The organism is Solwaraspora sp. WMMD791, from assembly GCF_029581195.1.
In the GTDB taxonomy this organism is placed as follows: Bacteria; Actinomycetota; Actinomycetes; order Mycobacteriales; family Micromonosporaceae; genus Micromonospora_E.
The window spans coordinates 5,667,517-5,682,903 of record NZ_CP120737.1 but is presented as its reverse complement, the minus strand read 5'-3'; the positions used below and the strand labels follow the sequence as shown (position 1 = coordinate 5,682,903).

General features: G+C 64.2%; 13 protein-coding genes and 2 pseudogenes. 9 read left to right on the top strand and 6 right to left on the bottom strand.

Annotation, left to right across the window (positions count from 1 at the left end; translation table 11 throughout):
* The first annotated feature begins 17 nt into the window (after positions 1-17).
* From O7623_RS25515 to O7623_RS25495, 5 genes and pseudogenes are all read left to right on the top strand, one after another.
* A complete protein-coding gene (locus O7623_RS25515) occupies positions 18-515 on the top strand; it encodes a YcxB family protein (RefSeq protein WP_282225504.1) in 498 nt (165 codons plus the stop codon).
* 129 nt (positions 516-644) lie between these two features.
* A complete protein-coding gene (locus tag O7623_RS25510) occupies positions 645-1,955 on the top strand; it encodes an ATP-grasp domain-containing protein (protein ID WP_282225503.1) in 1,311 nt (436 codons plus the stop codon).
* Positions 1,956-2,041: 86 nt separating this feature from the next.
* Positions 2,042-2,860, top strand: a complete 819-nt coding sequence (locus O7623_RS25505; protein ID WP_282225502.1) for a DUF364 domain-containing protein — start codon at positions 2,042-2,044, stop codon at positions 2,858-2,860.
* Positions 2,755-3,198, top strand: a pseudogene (locus O7623_RS25500) (pyridoxal-phosphate dependent enzyme); the annotation flags it as partial. The gene O7623_RS25505 and the pseudogene O7623_RS25500, both read left to right, overlap by 106 nt.
* 53 nt (positions 3,199-3,251) lie before the next feature.
* Positions 3,252-3,350: pseudogene (locus O7623_RS25495) on the top strand (NUDIX domain-containing protein); the annotation flags it as partial.
* Between the two features lie 136 nt (positions 3,351-3,486).
* Here O7623_RS25495 and O7623_RS25490 read toward each other — a convergent pair.
* From O7623_RS25490 to O7623_RS25470, 5 genes are all read right to left on the bottom strand, one after another.
* Positions 3,487-4,161 carry a DUF4352 domain-containing protein gene (locus tag O7623_RS25490; RefSeq protein ID WP_282225501.1) on the bottom strand — a complete coding sequence of 225 codons (675 nt, stop codon included), beginning with the start codon at positions 4,159-4,161 and terminating at the stop codon, positions 3,487-3,489.
* Between the two features lie 408 nt (positions 4,162-4,569).
* Positions 4,570-5,295 (bottom strand): GPP34 family phosphoprotein, encoded by a 726-nt coding sequence (locus O7623_RS25485; protein WP_282225500.1) that lies wholly within the window; start codon positions 5,293-5,295, stop codon positions 4,570-4,572.
* Positions 5,292-5,603: a hypothetical protein gene (locus O7623_RS25480; RefSeq protein ID WP_282225499.1), complete on the bottom strand. Its 312-nt coding sequence runs from the start codon at positions 5,601-5,603 to the stop codon at positions 5,292-5,294. Before O7623_RS25480 ends, O7623_RS25485 begins: the two co-directional genes overlap by 4 nt.
* Entirely contained in the window at positions 5,546-5,824 is a 279-nt protein-coding gene (locus O7623_RS25475; protein WP_282225498.1) for a hypothetical protein, read from the bottom strand. Before O7623_RS25475 ends, O7623_RS25480 begins: the two co-directional genes overlap by 58 nt.
* Before the next feature lie 34 nt (positions 5,825-5,858).
* Positions 5,859-6,272, bottom strand: coding sequence for a DivIVA domain-containing protein (locus O7623_RS25470; RefSeq protein WP_282225497.1), 414 nt, complete (start codon positions 6,270-6,272; stop codon positions 5,859-5,861).
* A 478-nt stretch (positions 6,273-6,750) separates the two neighbouring features.
* Between O7623_RS25470 and O7623_RS25465 the strand changes: the two genes are divergently transcribed.
* The 3 genes from O7623_RS25465 (at position 6,751) to O7623_RS25455 (ending at position 10,660) form a co-directional block, all read left to right on the top strand.
* Positions 6,751-6,996 carry a winged helix-turn-helix domain-containing protein gene (locus O7623_RS25465; RefSeq protein WP_282225496.1) on the top strand — a complete coding sequence of 82 codons (246 nt, stop codon included), beginning with the start codon at positions 6,751-6,753 and terminating at the stop codon, positions 6,994-6,996.
* A gap of 218 nt (positions 6,997-7,214) precedes the next feature.
* Entirely contained in the window at positions 7,215-9,101 is a 1,887-nt protein-coding gene (locus O7623_RS25460; protein WP_282225495.1) for a DUF4209 domain-containing protein, read from the top strand.
* Positions 9,102-9,487: 386 nt separating this feature from the next.
* Entirely contained in the window at positions 9,488-10,660 is a 1,173-nt protein-coding gene (locus O7623_RS25455; protein WP_282225494.1) for a hypothetical protein, read from the top strand.
* A gap of 309 nt (positions 10,661-10,969) precedes the next feature.
* On the opposite strand, the gene O7623_RS25450 is transcribed toward O7623_RS25455, so the two are convergent.
* The gene (locus tag O7623_RS25450; protein ID WP_282225493.1) at positions 10,970-11,197 is read right to left on the bottom strand and encodes a hypothetical protein; all 228 of its coding nucleotides are present in this window, start codon (positions 11,195-11,197) and stop codon (positions 10,970-10,972) included.
* Between the two features lie 283 nt (positions 11,198-11,480).
* On the opposite strand from O7623_RS25450, the gene O7623_RS25445 reads away from it, so the two are divergent.
* On the top strand, positions 11,481-15,035 hold the full coding sequence (locus O7623_RS25445; protein WP_282225492.1) for a hypothetical protein: 3,555 nt from the start codon (positions 11,481-11,483) through the stop codon (positions 15,033-15,035).
* Positions 15,036-15,387: the final 352 nt, after the last annotated feature.

The window sequence follows — 15,387 nt, the reverse complement described above, 5'->3', positions numbered from 1 at the left end:
GGCACTATCGTGCTGACGTGCGTATCCGATTCGACGTCCCCGCCGACCCCGACTACCCCGGCAGGGCGGCCTCCGCGCTGAGCCGGGTGCGGCTGGCCAAGTACGGCTACATCGGCGCGGTGCTGGCGGCGACCGGGGTGGCCGCTTTCGTCGCCTCGCGGGAGTACGGCTGGGGCGAGCAGTTCTCGCTGCTGTGGATGTCGCTGGTCACCGCCGGGGTGCTGTCGATGCTGTACGGGCCGTGGGTGCGCTCACGTGCCCGGCGCCGGTCCAGCGAGTACGCGGTCGACGGCGGCTACGACATCACCGACGACACCATCACGATGCGCAGCGGTACGGAGTTCAGCGACATCGCCTGGGATGCGGTCAGCCAGGTCCGCGACACCCCCGGCTTCTGGATCGTGTACGTCGGCCGGATGCCGGCGACGGTGATCCCCCGCGAGTTGATGTCCGCCGACGACGTCGAGACGTTGCGCGCCTTCATGACCAGGCGCGGCCTGCTCCAGGTCCAGTAAGGACGGTTTCAGCCTCCGCCTGAGCGCCCGGTACACACCGCGAGCGCGCGGTCAGGCGTGCCCAGGGCTACCGACAGCAAACGATAACCGTTATCATAACCACGCCTGTTTCCCAGGGAGGAGGCGCCGATGGCGCACGTGTTGCTGGTGGAGAGCTGGGTCGGAGCGATGAGCCACCTGCTGCCCAGGGCGGTACTGGAGGCCGGCCACCGGTTCACCTTCCTGACCCGGGACCTGCACCACTACCTACGTGGCGCGCCGGCCGGGGGTGCGCATCCGCTGCTCGCCGCGCACAACGTGCTCACCGCCGAGACCAACGACCTGCCCAACCTGCTGGAGCACGCGGGCCGGCTGCACCAGGCGCTGCGTTTCGACGGCGTACTCACCTCCTGCGACTACTACCTCGACACCGCCGCCCGCCTGGCCACCCACCTGGGTCTGCCGGGCGCGGACCCGGAAGCGGTGCGTCGCGCGTACCGGAAGGACCTCGCCCGGGCGGCGATGGACGTCGCCGGCGTGCCGCAACCCCGGTACGCGCTGGTAGAAAGCTGGTCCGCCATGTCGAAGGCGGCCCGGGAGCTGGGTTTCCCTTTGGTGGTCAAACCGGTGGACCTCTGCGCCGGCATGTACGTGCGCGAAGTCGCCGACGAGGCCGGACTGCGGGCGGCGTTCGACGCTCTCGCCGGGTTCCCGGTCAACGCCCGACGCCAGCCCCGGGTGCCGACGGTGCTGCTGGAGGAGCTGCTGTCCGGCCCGGAGGTGAGCGTGGAAACGGTCACCGTGGACGGGCACACGACGGTCGTCGGGGTGACCGACAAGAGCCTCGGTGGTGCCTCGGGGTTCGTCGAGACCGGGCACATGTTCCCGGCGGCGCTCGACCCGGCGACCGCCCGCAGGGCCGGCGAGGTGGCGGTGGCCGCGCTGACGGCGGTCGGCCTGGACCGCGGGGTCGCCCACACCGAGCTGAGGTTGACGCCGTCCGGGCCACGGGTGGTGGAGATCAACCCCCGGCCGGCCGGCAACCAGATCACCGAGCTGGTGCGCCGGGTCACCGGCATCGACCTGCCCATGGTGTACGCGCAGCTGGCGCTCGGTGAAGACCCCGACCTCACCGCAACCGACACCGGCGTACGCAGTGCGGCGATCGCGTTCGTGCTGCCGCCACGCCCCGGTGTCGTCGCCCGGATCGACGGAACCGGGGCCTGGCAAACCGACCCTCGGGTCGTCGACTGGTCGGTGAAACCCGCCGGCCACCGGGCCGGGGACGCCAGCAGCAACAACGACTACCTGGGCCACGTGATGGTGGTCGACACGGCCGGGACCGGCGCGCGGACCATCGCCGACGGCCTGGCCGCACAGGTACGCGTCGGATACGTCGACGAGGACAGCGCCACCGGCCGGTTCCGGTCCGCCGACGAGCCGGCCGGAGCCGCCGTATGACGGCGTCCACCGCCGGCAGTTCGGCAACGTCCGTGTCGCCGATCCGGGCGGCAACGTCCGTGTCGCCGATCCGGGCGGCAACGTCCGTGTCGCCGGCGCGGCCGGCGTACCGGTCCCTCGCCGCGCTGATCGACGCGGTACGGGCCGGACGCCACGGGGCGGACCCGACCCGCTGCCAGGTCAGCGTGGGGTTCGTGACCAGGCAGGGCGCGCGGCACGCGACCCGGCTGCGGGGTTACCGCAACGAGGTGCTGAGCCTGCGGGTCGACGCGGCGGTCGGTTCCTGCGCGGTCGAGCCCGGCGAGCTGCCCGACGAGGTCGTCTACGACTGCGTCGGTGCCACGGTCGCCGACCTGCTCGCGCATCCGCTGCTGCCGGTACGGGTGGCCGCGCTGGACGCGTACCTGATGGCGCAGCGCCCGCACGCCGACGCGGCGGACGCGGCGGTCACCGTGCCCGCCGGTAGCTCGCTGGCCAAGTCACAGGCCCGGGCCGCCGCAGTGGTCGACCTGCTGCCGGCGACCAGCGGCACGGTCCTCGTCGTCGGGGTGGTGAACTCGCTGCTGGCCGGGCTCCGGACCGCCGGACGGCGGTATCTGCCGTGCGACCTGGCCGGCGGCCGTACCGAATGGGACGAGCCGTGCCTGCCCGACGCGACGGCGCTGCTGGACCGGTGCGACGCGATTCTCGCCTCGGGAATGACACTCGGCAACGGCACGTTCGAGCCGCTCCTGACCCACGCCGCCACCGGGGGCAAGCCCTTCGTGGCGTTCGCGCAGACCGGCAGCGCGGTGTTGCCGTGGTTCATCGGAGCCGGGCTGACGGCGGTGTCGGCCGAGCCGTACCCGTTCTTCTGGCTCGACGGCGGCCCGACGACCCTGTACCGGTACGGGGTGTCGAGGTGAGCGCGCCGCAGCTGCTGAACCTGGTGGGGCACACCCCGCTGATCTACGTCGACGCGCCGCTGCCGCACCCGCACGGTGGCTTCTGGGCGAAGGTCGAATGCGCCGCGCCGGGTGGGATGAAGGCCCGTGCGGCGGTGGCGATGCTGGCCGGTGCGCGACGGCGCGGCGAGCTCCGCGACGGCGCACCCGTGGTGGAGTCGACCAGCGGCACCCTCGGCATCGGCCTGGTGTTCGCCGGGCAGGCCCTCGGCCACCCGGTGGTGCTGGTCGTCGACCGGGAACTGGAACCGTCGATGCGTGCGCTGCTGCACGCGTACGGGGCCCGGCTGGAGGTGGTCGACCGGCCCCATCCGACGGGTGGGTGGCAGCAGGCCCGCCGGGAGCGGCTGGCGCAGACGTGCGCACTCTGGAGTTCGGACGGGCGTACGGCGAGATCGTCCCGCGCTTCCTGGACTCTCCGCTGTACCGCGAGCTGGTCACTGCCGGTTAACCCACTTCTCCCGCAGCGGACCAGGTAGGGAGAACTCGCGCAACGCGGCGGCTACATGCGCTGGCGGGCACCTGATGGCCCGGAGGGTGGGACGAGTGGCCACCAACGCACTGTTGGCGACCACTCGTCGGGTGCACTAAAGCGTCCAGTAGCCGTACTCGTTGTCAGTCCAGAAGTTCTGCAACGTCAGCTGGATCTTCCCACCATCGATGGTGTCCTTCGGCACGTCGAACACGATCCAGCCATCGGTGTTCTGGCCAGCGGCGAGCTCAGCCGACTCGAACATCGGCTTGCCTTTGATCGAGGCGAAGGCTTCCTCGTGTACGCGGCCGCCGGCCTGGACGAACGCGGTCTCGCAGGAGCACACGAACGTCGATCCTTCGACGATCTCGACCTTCATGTGTGCGAGCAGGTAGGTGCCGTGCTCAGGGCGCAGACCGAACTCGTCACGGTCAACCTGCTCGACCTTGGTGATCGTGTAGTGGCCTTCGAATCCGGTCCCGGTGATGGTGAGCGTTTCTCCAACAGCGACTTCGGTCGGCGTGGCTGGCTGCTCTTCCTCCGTTGAGTCGTCTGGCGCATCGCTATCGCCAGCCGTATCGGTGCCGGGTGCAGCGGCGTTGACGCCAGGCTCGCTGGTGTCGAGGTTTGCCAGTACGGCGATACCAGCGATACCGCAGACCAGCAGCACGGTGAAGGCGGCGCCTCCGGCGATAAGCCACGGCCAGAGACGGCGCTTGCGCGGCGGCTGGGCCATCTGTCCGAGGTGGAAGGGCTGCTGCGGTGGCGGTGGCGGGACGTGGTTAGTCAAGGTCGTCTCCTGGCTGGTCGGAACTGAGCCATGGTGTGCCCTTGCGGCCAGGATCGAAAGTGGGTGTTTGGTCGGTATCGGTGCCGAATCGCTACTTGGGGGGTGGTGCTTTCGGGCGGGTTGTGGTCACGATTCCGTCTCAACTCCAGAGTGGTTCGGCCAGCGAATCCCTTGTTTCCGCTGGTAGATGGGAGAAGAGCCAGGAATCGTTCGCCCCGACCAAGCATCCAGGAATCAAGATCAATTTCCCACCGGGCCGTTGATCATGTAGCGGCCCGATCCGTGAGTCTGACCAGCGCCGCTAACGACACGATCCCTCGCCTCAACCTTTGTCTGCAGCCGTGAAGCACCTTCTGATCAGGAAGAACCGCACTTGGCGAGCCTACTGCCGAAGACGCTCGAGGATGGTCAGCGGCGGCGGTGGGTGGCGCCGTCGAGGCGGTGGCGGGCGATGGTGAACAGTTCGGCGATCTCGGCCGGCAGGCGGGCTGCGGTCTCCCGGTGCAGATGGCGGCGGGCCGCCGACGGCAGGCCGGTGAGCACGAAGTCGTCCAGCCCGGTCACCAGGCACAACCCGCCCAGCCGCGCCTCCAGATCCGGCAGCGGTTCGCCGCGCTGTAGGCGTACGGTCAGACGGGCCCAGGCCCAGGCGGCCCGGTTCATGTCGGTCGGGACATGGACCACGGCGGTGGTCAGCAGCCGGCGGCGTACCGTCCGGGGCCGGACCACGCCCGCCGCGGTCAGCCGCCGCGCGACCTGGCCGTGGGCCCGCGGCGCCAGCAACGCCAACCACGTCCCCACCCGCCGGTGCCCCGGCTCCGCTGCCAGCCAACGCAGGATCCAGCCGCCGAGCGCGTCCACCGGCACGTGCCGCGCGGCCAGCCACAACCGGCCATCGTGTACCCGTAACGCGCCCGCGTCGACCAGGTCGGCCAGCAGGGCGGCGGCCAGACCGTACCCGAGCGGCCCGGCCGGCAGACGCGGCCGACCTGTCACACCGTCGGCCGCCAGCAGGAAGAACTCGTCGGCCAGCAGCGGCGACCGGCCCCGTACCGCCGCAGCCGGCACCGGCACCCCACCACCGGAAGCGACAGCGGCGGCGGCCGTGGTGGTCCGGGTGCGGTAGACCGTCATGCCGGCTCCCGCCGCCGCGCCCACGCGATGAACCGCGCGTACGTCTGCGCCGGGGTCAGGCCGGGCAGGTCACGGGCGGCTTCGGCGGCGAGTTCGGCGACGTACATGCAGCGGCCGATCCGGTCGAAGCTCGCCATCAGCTCCGCGCGGGCCGGTTCGCACGGCCACGGCCGGCGGCAGGCCCGGCACCGCCACGACGGACGCCACGCCACATGCCCGACCCGGCCCACCACCGCCACCACCCGCGCGGTCACCGGCCGGCCCGCCGCCGGGTCCGGCCGGGCCACACCCAGGTCCGGCCGGGCCACACCCAGGTCCGCCGCAGGGTCACGGTCCGCGCCGGTTGCGGCGCCCACCGACGCCCGGCCGCCTCGACCTGCGCGGGCAGCAGCCCGCCGGTCGGACATGCCGGGCAGGTCAGGGTACGGCCGCAGCCGGGACACCAGCGGTGCCGATGCCGACACAGACTGAACCCGACCACCGCGCCGACCAGCACCGCGATGGTGGCGGCGAGCACCACATCCAGCATCAACGCACCCCTCTCCCTACATCGCCTACTGTGCTCAACCGACCGGCCGGGCCTGGAACTGCTGCGACTGCCAGTCCCGCAACGCCTGCTTGATCCGCACGTTCTCGTCCCGGGTGGCCGCCAACTCGGCCCGCACCGCCGTCAACTCGTCGGCGACCAGGTGCAGGAAGGCGCGTACCTCGGTCGGGTCGCAACCGCGCCGGGTGCGGACCGGGAACCGGCGGTCGCGGACCAGCCCGGGGCTGATCGACGGCCGCACCACGCTGGCGCCGTAGTAGAGGTGGGTGCCGGCGTTGCCGCCGCGCCGGGCCGGCGGACGCGACCCGCCGCCAGCAGCAGCGGCGGGTGGCCGGGCCGGCGGCCGGGTCTGGTTGGCGAGGCTGGCGAGCAGCCGGGCCTGCCGCCGGGTACGCCGAGGGAACAGGACAAGGTCGAGAAGTCTGCGCACGGGTGGGACCGCCCTTCCAATAGGTCACGGGATCGCCGCTACATCGCGGTTCGGTGGGGAAGGTGGGATGGGCGGCCCGACCCCGAACGGGGGCGCGGAGGTCGGGCCGCCCGCCCTGCGCACGCAGCCACAAACGGCGGTACGCCCGCAGGGCCGCTGGTACGGGCATCTCGGCGGCTCACGTTCCGCCGAACGCCGAAGATCGGGATTCCTCCTGGGTTGCGTGCAGTGGCCGACAGTGCCGCGTGCACCGGCTCGGCCGGGGCGTCGATGGGGATCGCCGGGGTAGCGCCGATCGTCGAAGGAGCAGCTGAGCGCCGCTCCACGGGATCGACGCCACCCCGGCGGGTCTCCCGCAGTGCCTAGCTGGGGGGAACCGTCGCCCACCTTACCGACGTTGTCGGTAAAGTCAACGATGCACTTGAAGTGACCTCGTGATCTGTGATCGAATGTGCGGGCCTAGCTGGGGGATTTCCACATGCCCGCACGTCAGTTCGAGCCGCACTACCGCCGCATCATCGCCGACATCCGGCAGCGCATCGCCTCCGGCGAGTGGCCGCCAGGACACCGGCTGCCGTCAACCCGGGAGCTGGCCGACCTCTACGAGGTCAGGAGCCAGTCGACCGTCCGTCAGGCCATCACGATCCTGATCGAGACCGGCGAGCTGTACGGCCACCAGGGACTCGGTGTCTTCGTGCCAAAGGAACCCCGGACCGCTAGCTAGCTCAGCGGCACCCCGAGAGGGTGCGGCAGCGCCGCCGGCCGCCATCGTGGACAGTCCCAACCTGCTTCCAGACAAGGGCCACAACAGCAATGCTGGTCGACCGATAGCCCCTCCGATCAGCGAGGAAACCTGGATGCGCTCGGCCCCGCCGTGCGCGACAATCTGGTGTCCCACACACCCGGCGTGGCACCTGTAAGCAGAGAGAATAGGCAGATTAAGTGACCAGTACAGCAATAAACGATGAAGGCGGTGGCGAGTCGATAGACGCGTCCTGGTGGCGGCCCGCCATTTTGGATGACGATGATGTGCCCTGCGGTTTCCTCGAACCGATGTTGATCTCGATTAAGCTTGACAAACTAAGGTCGGAGGCCGAAGCAGCAGTCAGCGAAGGAAGCCTCAAGGTTAGGGTTCTCGACGTTTTGTGCAAGGCGACCTCGGCGATGCTCGTTGCCGACAATTGGGGAGAACCATTTGCACCCGCCATGCAGTTTGGGAATGAGCGGACTGTCATCCCGAGCGATCTAAGCGGCTCAGATCTTGAGTTGCTGGGTAGAATTGTCCCCCTGATCGGTGAGCCGACCCTCAAAGCGCGGGTGGCCGACGTTGTGTGGACGTATGGCGATCGCAGCAACATGGAGATGCTGACGGCAGCTGTGGATAGCTACCGCTCCCTACCATTAACCCCAAGTTGTTGGAACGCCACTGGCCGCGACAGTTGGCGGCGAGCAATAGAGTTATCTTTGCGTCGCGGAAAGCAGGGCCGGATCGCAACGAGCGAGATGGCTGCAACCCTTCTCGGCTTTCTCCTCGGTAGCGACAGCTCTGCGGCTTACATGGCGATCGGGGTCTCTGATTTGCTGGGAACGACTGGAGCCATCGAGAAAACCGCAGCCCGTGACCTAGCCGATCATCTCGCATCGGTTGCCGCTACACTGTCCGGAGATCACAGGCTAAGGCGCGCATACGAGCGCGAAGCCGCCACCTGGTACGGACGCCTTCGCGAGAATGAGCTTGCTAACGCCTGCGTTGAACGAATAGCACGGGCGTACATCGATGAGGCGAACGAACGTCTGGCACGAGACAACAGCGCCCTCGTAGCCGGCACGTTTCTTGAGAAGGCTATCGCCGTGGTACGCAAAATTCCTCGCGCATACCGATCCGCGCATGGCCTTGACAACCTCCTACAGGACCTCCGCGACCGCCTCACCGAGGTCCGCACGATGGCGCTAGAGCAGATGCATCGAATCGAGTCAGAGTCAGTCAACATTGCTCGATATATCCAACTTGCGCGAGTTTCGGTCTCAGGAAAGAGTCGAATCGATGCGCTCAAAGCATTCGTTAACCTAACACCATTGATCGACGCCACAGCTGCCACAACTGATGCACGTAATCACCTACAAAGTAGTATTCTTCGCCTGTTCAGCTCCTCCACTTTCAGCACCGATGGGCGCAAAGTGGCCGCTCGAGGAGGGATCGGCGCTGAGGGCTTATCCGACACGGCGGTTTTTGCCGAGGTGGTCCGTTCGTTCTCCTGGCGGGTCGATCTTCTTGTACAGGCCCTGATCAGTCCTGCATTCGAGGTGCTGACGTTCGAACATCGCTTCGATCTCGACTTCCTAGCCGAGATTTGCCACGAATCGCTTGTTGTCCCGCAAGGTCACGTTTATCTGTGGGCGCGAGGACTATGGCACGGACTGTCTGGTGATTTCCCGTCAGCCATCTCGGTGCTTGTCCCGCAGGTCGAGCAGATGGCGCGAGCTTTCCTGAGAGCCCGAGGTGCCTACACATTGATCGTGGACGAGCGCGGCGTGGAATCCGAGAAGAGCTTGAACGCACTGCTGGCAATGCCGGAGGCAGTTCGCGCGTTTGGGCCGAGCTTGACCCTTGAGCTACGCGCGTTGCTCTGCGAGCAACTCGGGCCGAACCTTCGGAATGACCTGGCTCACGGACTACTCAACGACCCGCAGTCCTGGAGCGCCGCAGCCATCTACGCTTGGTGGATATGTCTCTACCTGGTACTCCTGCCCTATTTCTCCTCGGAGGCCGACATACAGAAAAACCTGGGACCCAGGGAGCACACACAGGAGGGAAAAGAGAGAGTCTGAAGCCTCACAGGCGAATTGGCAAATTGGCGGATACGTCGATACCAGCAAAGCCAAGATGCAATCCACGATCTCACGATGTCGGCCCTGAATAGGGTAAGTCCACGCTATACAGATCTCCACCCTCGGCAGCGCTGACATCGCAGACACTTCCCGCTGCTACCCCACTACCCACCTCTCGGCGTGGAGAGCATTCGCAACGCCCTGTTCTATTCTGCTTGATATCAGTGTCCTTTCAAGCGACCTTTTCTACTGTAAGGATTTCATCGGCCGGCATAAAGTGACGTACGGGAAGGCGCAGTTGGGAAGGCGCAGTTGGGAAGCCGCCAGGGTAAGCGCAGCTTCATCGGCAACAGGACAGACGGAACCGGTGCGATAGTATTTGGCACATGATGAATCGACCTGGCTCGTCAGCTCGCCAATGGCAGACCGCGAACGCTGACGAGCATCTTTCTTGGTACCGCAGCACGGGCCTAGATACAATCCAAATGAAGTCGGTATGCGATAGCGTAATTGCCACGTTCGACATGCTTGCCGGTCGGGCTAACCGCTCCCTTCTTGCGTCCAGGCTTCCTGACGCGCTCAGACGTTGTGATGATCTCGACTTTTCGGATATCGAGTCAGGGCTCGCCTATTTTATCCTCCATTTTGCGGACCGCTATGGGCGCGCGGGCCAGGTCTTACAACGACTACTGAAGCTTGGATGGGTGCCCCTCCGCCGGCAACGCATAGCTGTTCTTGACATCGGATCTGGACCGGCTCCGAGCTCCTTTGCCGCGTTCGACTTCTACAACAATCTGGCAGATTGGAGCAGCACGGTGGGTGATCAGCATGAATTTGGCAGGGCAACAATCCACCCCTTGGATCGGGGCATAGCGTGGGACACCATCATTCACAACTTCTCGGAACAGCTAATGGTTCATCGCGCGCCACCGATTGGATGGCACGCCCTTCCTTTTAGTCGTAGTTTCAAAAACTTCACGGGATTCTCAGCTCATGAACGGCATCACGGACATCGGAGAGCAATCAGAGACTCGATCATCCGTGATTATGACGATGCAGATGAGTACATCGACCCAAAGGAAGCTTGGCGGGAAGCTTACTCGCATCCAGCACAGATACCTAGTGCATATGATCTTATATTTGTTTCAAATTTTCTCACCACCGTCGGAATGGCGAATACCTTTCGAAGGGAGCTCGTGGACCTGGCGCATTCCCTGACACTAGGCGGCGTCCTGTTATTCTTTACAGCCACAGGGGGACGGTATGCGAAGGTACATCGCGAGATTGAAGCGATTGCAGCTCTGGCGCGGTTGTCGCGGATCGAAGGCTTCAGTGAGCCAATAGAGTCAAATCCCGATCAACGGATCCGCGCACTCTTAGCCGAACAAGTGCGGACCTCCGTGGAACACGTAAGACTCTATTGTAATCTAAGCCAAAGTGATTGGAAGACGATTTCAGAAAGCCTTTCCCGTGATGCAACTGATCCGACGGCCCGCTTTACCTTGCCCATGTTTCGTGTCTTCGCATATCGTCGGGCAGGTTTCGCGAGCACGCCATAGAGCCACACTCCAGATACTATCGCAACCCGAAAGGGCTTTAATGTATCACCATGGCCTACCTGGAACACTATCTATTCCAGCCCGTGTTTCTGCTGAACTGCACGCAAGCCACCTCTGACTCGCAGGTGGATGTGGTTGGCGTACACCTCTCGACATCGCCGGGCAGGGCGTGGGTCAGGCGAGGTGCCAGGGTCGAAAGGTTGAGGCCGGTGGGCGGCGGCCGGCACGGTCAGGGCGCAGCGGTGGTGCGCCACCGTAACAGGTTGGCGCGTGCCGGAGCAGCAGCGGACGGCGGGGCGACCAGGCCGGTCAGGCGCACCGGGCACCCGACGTATGCCGGGCCAGCGCCAACACCGACCCGGACGCCGACTCCCGCAGATAGACCAGGGCGTCGTCATCGGCGTACACCCAACGCAGCCCGCTGTGCGGCAACTCCGGCACTTCCCAACGCAACGCCACCAACGCCCGATACACCCCGAATATCGCCCCATCCCAGAAGCACGGCCGGTCCCACGGCATCGGCGTCCGCGAACCCACCCCGTTCTCCCCCGCAACCCGATCTCGTCACCGGCGAGAGGGCGCGTCCACTGCGCTGCACCCTTCTAGCCGATGACAGTACACCTGATCTTGCCACTGGGGGTGTACTCCCAGGTCGCAGGAGCCAGTACCCAAACGATCATGGCGTTCGGCGGCTGGGTACTGCCGAAGGCTGGCGCGGCATTCGTGTCGCTCCCTGAAGATGAGGTGGTACAGGCGACGCCTCGCGTACCGGCATCGCGGGCCCGCAGTCAGAAAAAGACAGTACGATAAGCTGCGACCCATGAGCGCAGGGTTCTCTTCAGCCAGCGGTATGCACGACCTTGACAGAATTGAGCACGCGCTTGCTACGAAGCGCCTGGACCCTGATCTATTCGAGCGTTGCGCCACCGACATGCTGATCGAGGTTTATCCGGGCCTGTCGCCGATCCGCGGAGGTACAGATTCGGGTCGAGATGCAGATATTCATGGAACAGGCGACGCCATACCCCCACGCCTTGTTGTGACATCGGCACGGTCCGTCGAAGGCGTTCGCAAAAATATGGTCGGAGGAATAAGAAGTCTCCGGGATAACAGCGTCCCAGTTGAGCGGCTAGTGTTAGCGAATCCGGCAATATTGAATGAGACACAGCGGCAGAAACTAAGAGACACGGCGAAAAAGTCGGGCCTCGCGATCGAGGCGTTTCACGACAGAGGATATTTCGCGAGCAGGCTCCGCCGAGACGGAGAGTGGCGGAAGGCGCTGCTCAACCTGCCCGGTGAACCGATCGCACTCTCCAAATCGCCGCCCGACATCGCCGAGAGCCCCTGGGCTTCCTTACCGCTCGTGGGTCGGGACTCTGAACTCGACTTGTTGCAGTCAAGCGCCGAGGACACCATTCTCGTTGGCCCTCCAGGTGTCGGAAAAACACGACTTGCGGCAGCACTCCCTCGCGCACTCTTCGTTGACACTGACATGGCAGCCCGGCAGAGCCTCGGAGATGATCTAATGTGGCTCACCCCCGAATGCTTGATAGTTGACGACTGTGGCAATAACCTCGATTTGGTACGGCAGTTAGTTAAGCTACGCCGATCAAATTACGATCTGCTCACTTATAGGCTCATTTGCGTCTGCTGGCCAGACGAGCTCAAATTGGTTCAGGATTCCCTCATTTCATGCACTATTATCCCCGTCGAGCTTATGGAGCGACAGCATGTCGATCGAGTGATCATCGGCATGGGGATTCGAAGCCAGCTTGCCCGGCACGAGATTCTTGACCAGGCAGAAGGCCGTCCGGGCTGGGCCGTGGCGCTTGCGGACATGCTGACCAAGACTAACCAATGGAGTTCACTGCTCGATGGCAGAGTGCTCCTTGGGAAGGTAGAATCGTATCTACACAAGGCCCACGTCGCGGACGAAGCAACTGACCTCCTGACAAGAATAGCCGCTCTGGGCGGAATCACTATCGGCGAGCTTCCGGCTATGGCTCATACCCTCGGCATATCGGCGCCCAGTATGCGAATATTGCTTGAGCGAACGGCGCGCAGCGGGATCCTAGACGTTTCCGATACGTTTGATGGACAGCGGCGATACGACGTTCGGCCCCCGATGCTCGCCCGCGCACTGGTAGCGGAACATGCATTCCGATCAGAGGTCCCAGTGGACTTGACTGACCTTATAAAGAACTGGCCCGATCACATACCCCAGATTACCGAGGCAGCTATTGAGAGCGCACTTCTTGGCGTGGCGCAAGCAAAACCCTTCGCGCGGCAGCTCGTGCATCGCTATCGAGATGGCGACTTTGGCACCACAAGGGGCATAACACACCTGGCTAACAAGTACGCCTGCGTTGATGTCCACTCTGCGAGAGAGGTGATCGCATGGGCCCGAGCGGATTTTGACGAAATTCAAGCGCAAGGCGCTGTCGACCCAAGGCAGGTTGAGGGAATTTGCGGCCTTGCCGCGCTGATAACCAAGCGATACTGCATGCGCGAGGCCATACAACTCTTGCTTGATCTGGCCCGATTCGACGAGCGCCCGACCAACCAATATTCGCAGCATCCGCTTCGCGAACTTGAGGACGCTATTAAGAATCAACACCCCGACCTCGCGCCGCGACACGAGATCCGCGCGGTAGCTGCGGAGGTCGGTAGCGCATGGATCAGGGGACGTGAGGACGCAGCAGCATGGCGGGTGTATGGCGCGGTCTCAGCGCATGCACTTTCGATACGCATCAGCGGTCGCTGGGTAGATGCCGCAGACCGACGTCGAGTGCACATGATGGAAGCTGTTGTTAGCGCTGACCAAATTCGCGAGATTTACGAAACGGTATGGCCCCATATCAGGTCAGGGATCTCCGCAGACCGCCCCTACGTTGTGCGTGAGGTAATCGACGTCGCCACTGAATGGCTTCGTATTGGCGACGGCTACGACCGGCCCTTCGGCGGAAGCCACTCCGAACCCTCTATCAAGGCTGCACGCCATTGGGGCATCAAGCTACTTAGGGAGTTAGCTCCGCTTGTTTCGGGATCAGACGGCCTCACCGTATACCTGGCCAGATGGGCCTCACGACACGCACCTGACCTCGGGCTACAAATGCCAATCGAGCGGGCCGCGTTCTATGTCGATGTTGAGCGTGGCAGGGACTTTCGGAGGTCCCTAGATGCCGTGCACAATTTGGTCAAGCAGCTCGTCCGAACGTGGGCCAACGAGGACGCCGGGACGGTCGTGCAACGACTCGTTGACATTCGGCTGCAACTCGACATCGCAAGGGTGACCTGGCCAAGTCGCATTCTTTGGGCGTGCGTTGCCATCGCCGAACAAATCCGAGATCCTGAGACATGGGTGGAAGCGGCACTCGCCTATGGCCTATTCCCCGATGCCGAGCCCTTTCTGGAAGCTTGTGCAGCTAGCGGCAGTTCGCTGTCGGTGGATCTGCTAGGCAGATGCCTGGCCGACACGGCTGCGCGCTGGCCGGTACTGCGTTCAGTCTTGTCTACGCAGATGCCTGAACCAATTCTGAGCAATGTGCTCGCCGCGCTCAGCCCGAGTGACTATCCCGTTCTCGAAGGACTTGTATTCAACCACAAGCTATCTGTGACGACCCAACGCAATCTTCTCACCGCTGCCAGCGCAGAAACGCGCAGCGCGTTTGCCTTTGCGCTAGCGCGGCCAATCCATGATGACGACACCGAGGATTGGAACCCAGAAGTTGAAGACGAATGGTTGGCAGCTATCCAGCAGTTTGACTCGTCGATAATTCCGGGGATCTCGGACCACCAGCTTGGTGCGCTCTTCAAATTTCTCGGCAAACGGTATCCTTCGGTGCTTGTTGCGTGCATGAAGCGCCAGCTTCGGAAAGTTGTAGACCGTGATCGTTTTGGAAGCCCCGACGAGGCGGCTCAGGGCCTGCACCTTCTCGACCGCGCCGGCAAGACCAGGATTATGCGGGAGTTCGGAGGCAACCGCAGACTACGATGGTTTCTGTTGCGCTACATGCCAGGAGACGACCTCGGGTGGATCGAAGAAGCGCTTGACGCCGATCTAATCACGCCTGATGAAGCGTTAAACACACACGACGGACTTGGGCCGTCCGAGCCCTCAATCGTCGACCTGGCCAAGCTTCTAATTCCGCGGGGCGTAGCGCCAGATGCCCTCGCGTCCCTCGCAGAGTGTGGCGTGCAGTGGGGCGAGGACTCTGAGCGCGCCGCCAAGCACCTAAAGCAGTTTGCGGATTACGCGAAAGCCGACGATCCCAACGTCGCGGCCATGGGAAGGGCCGGTATCGCCATGTACACCGAAAAGCGTGACGATGCGTTGCGCAGGGAGCGCAAACAACGGGTGCGCGGCGGTTTCTAGCCGGAGCTTCCACTTTCATGATCTACATTCTGCGAATGGGATAGCAGCGACTCAGCAAAACCCTCGGAATAGGTCGGCTTGCGGCGGAACGTCCACCGGTACGCAACGCCGTCCACCACAAGGCGACACGAACGCCGGCGCGAGAGCCATGCCACCGATCCTCGGCGTAGGTACAACGGTGAGCCAGGGCGATCAACGAAGATCCATGTCACAGATCATGGCGTTGTCGTCGGTATCCGCATCTGCCGCGATCTGCATACTTAGCCTATCCAGATTGACTTCAAGGGCTGCCTGCAAGAGTCGCCTCGTGACGACGGTCAGCCGCTGTGCCACACGTCGGTGCTGAGCCATA

Bases quoted from the DNA above. Each gene is read 5' to 3' on its own strand.
- O7623_RS25445 (WP_282225492.1), top strand. From the start codon at position 11,481: ATGAGCGCAGGGTTCTCTTCAGCCAGCGGTATGCACGACCTTGACAGA.
- O7623_RS25485 (WP_282225500.1), bottom strand. From the start codon at position 5,295: ATGACGGTCTACCGCACCCGGACCACCACGGCCGCCGCCGCTGTCGCT.
- O7623_RS25455 (WP_282225494.1), top strand. From the start codon at position 9,488: ATGATGAATCGACCTGGCTCGTCAGCTCGCCAATGGCAGACCGCGAAC.
- O7623_RS25465 (WP_282225496.1), top strand. From the start codon at position 6,751: ATGCCCGCACGTCAGTTCGAGCCGCACTACCGCCGCATCATCGCCGAC.
- O7623_RS25475 (WP_282225498.1), bottom strand. From the start codon at position 5,824: ATGCTGGATGTGGTGCTCGCCGCCACCATCGCGGTGCTGGTCGGCGCG.
- O7623_RS25510 (WP_282225503.1), top strand. From the start codon at position 645: ATGGCGCACGTGTTGCTGGTGGAGAGCTGGGTCGGAGCGATGAGCCAC.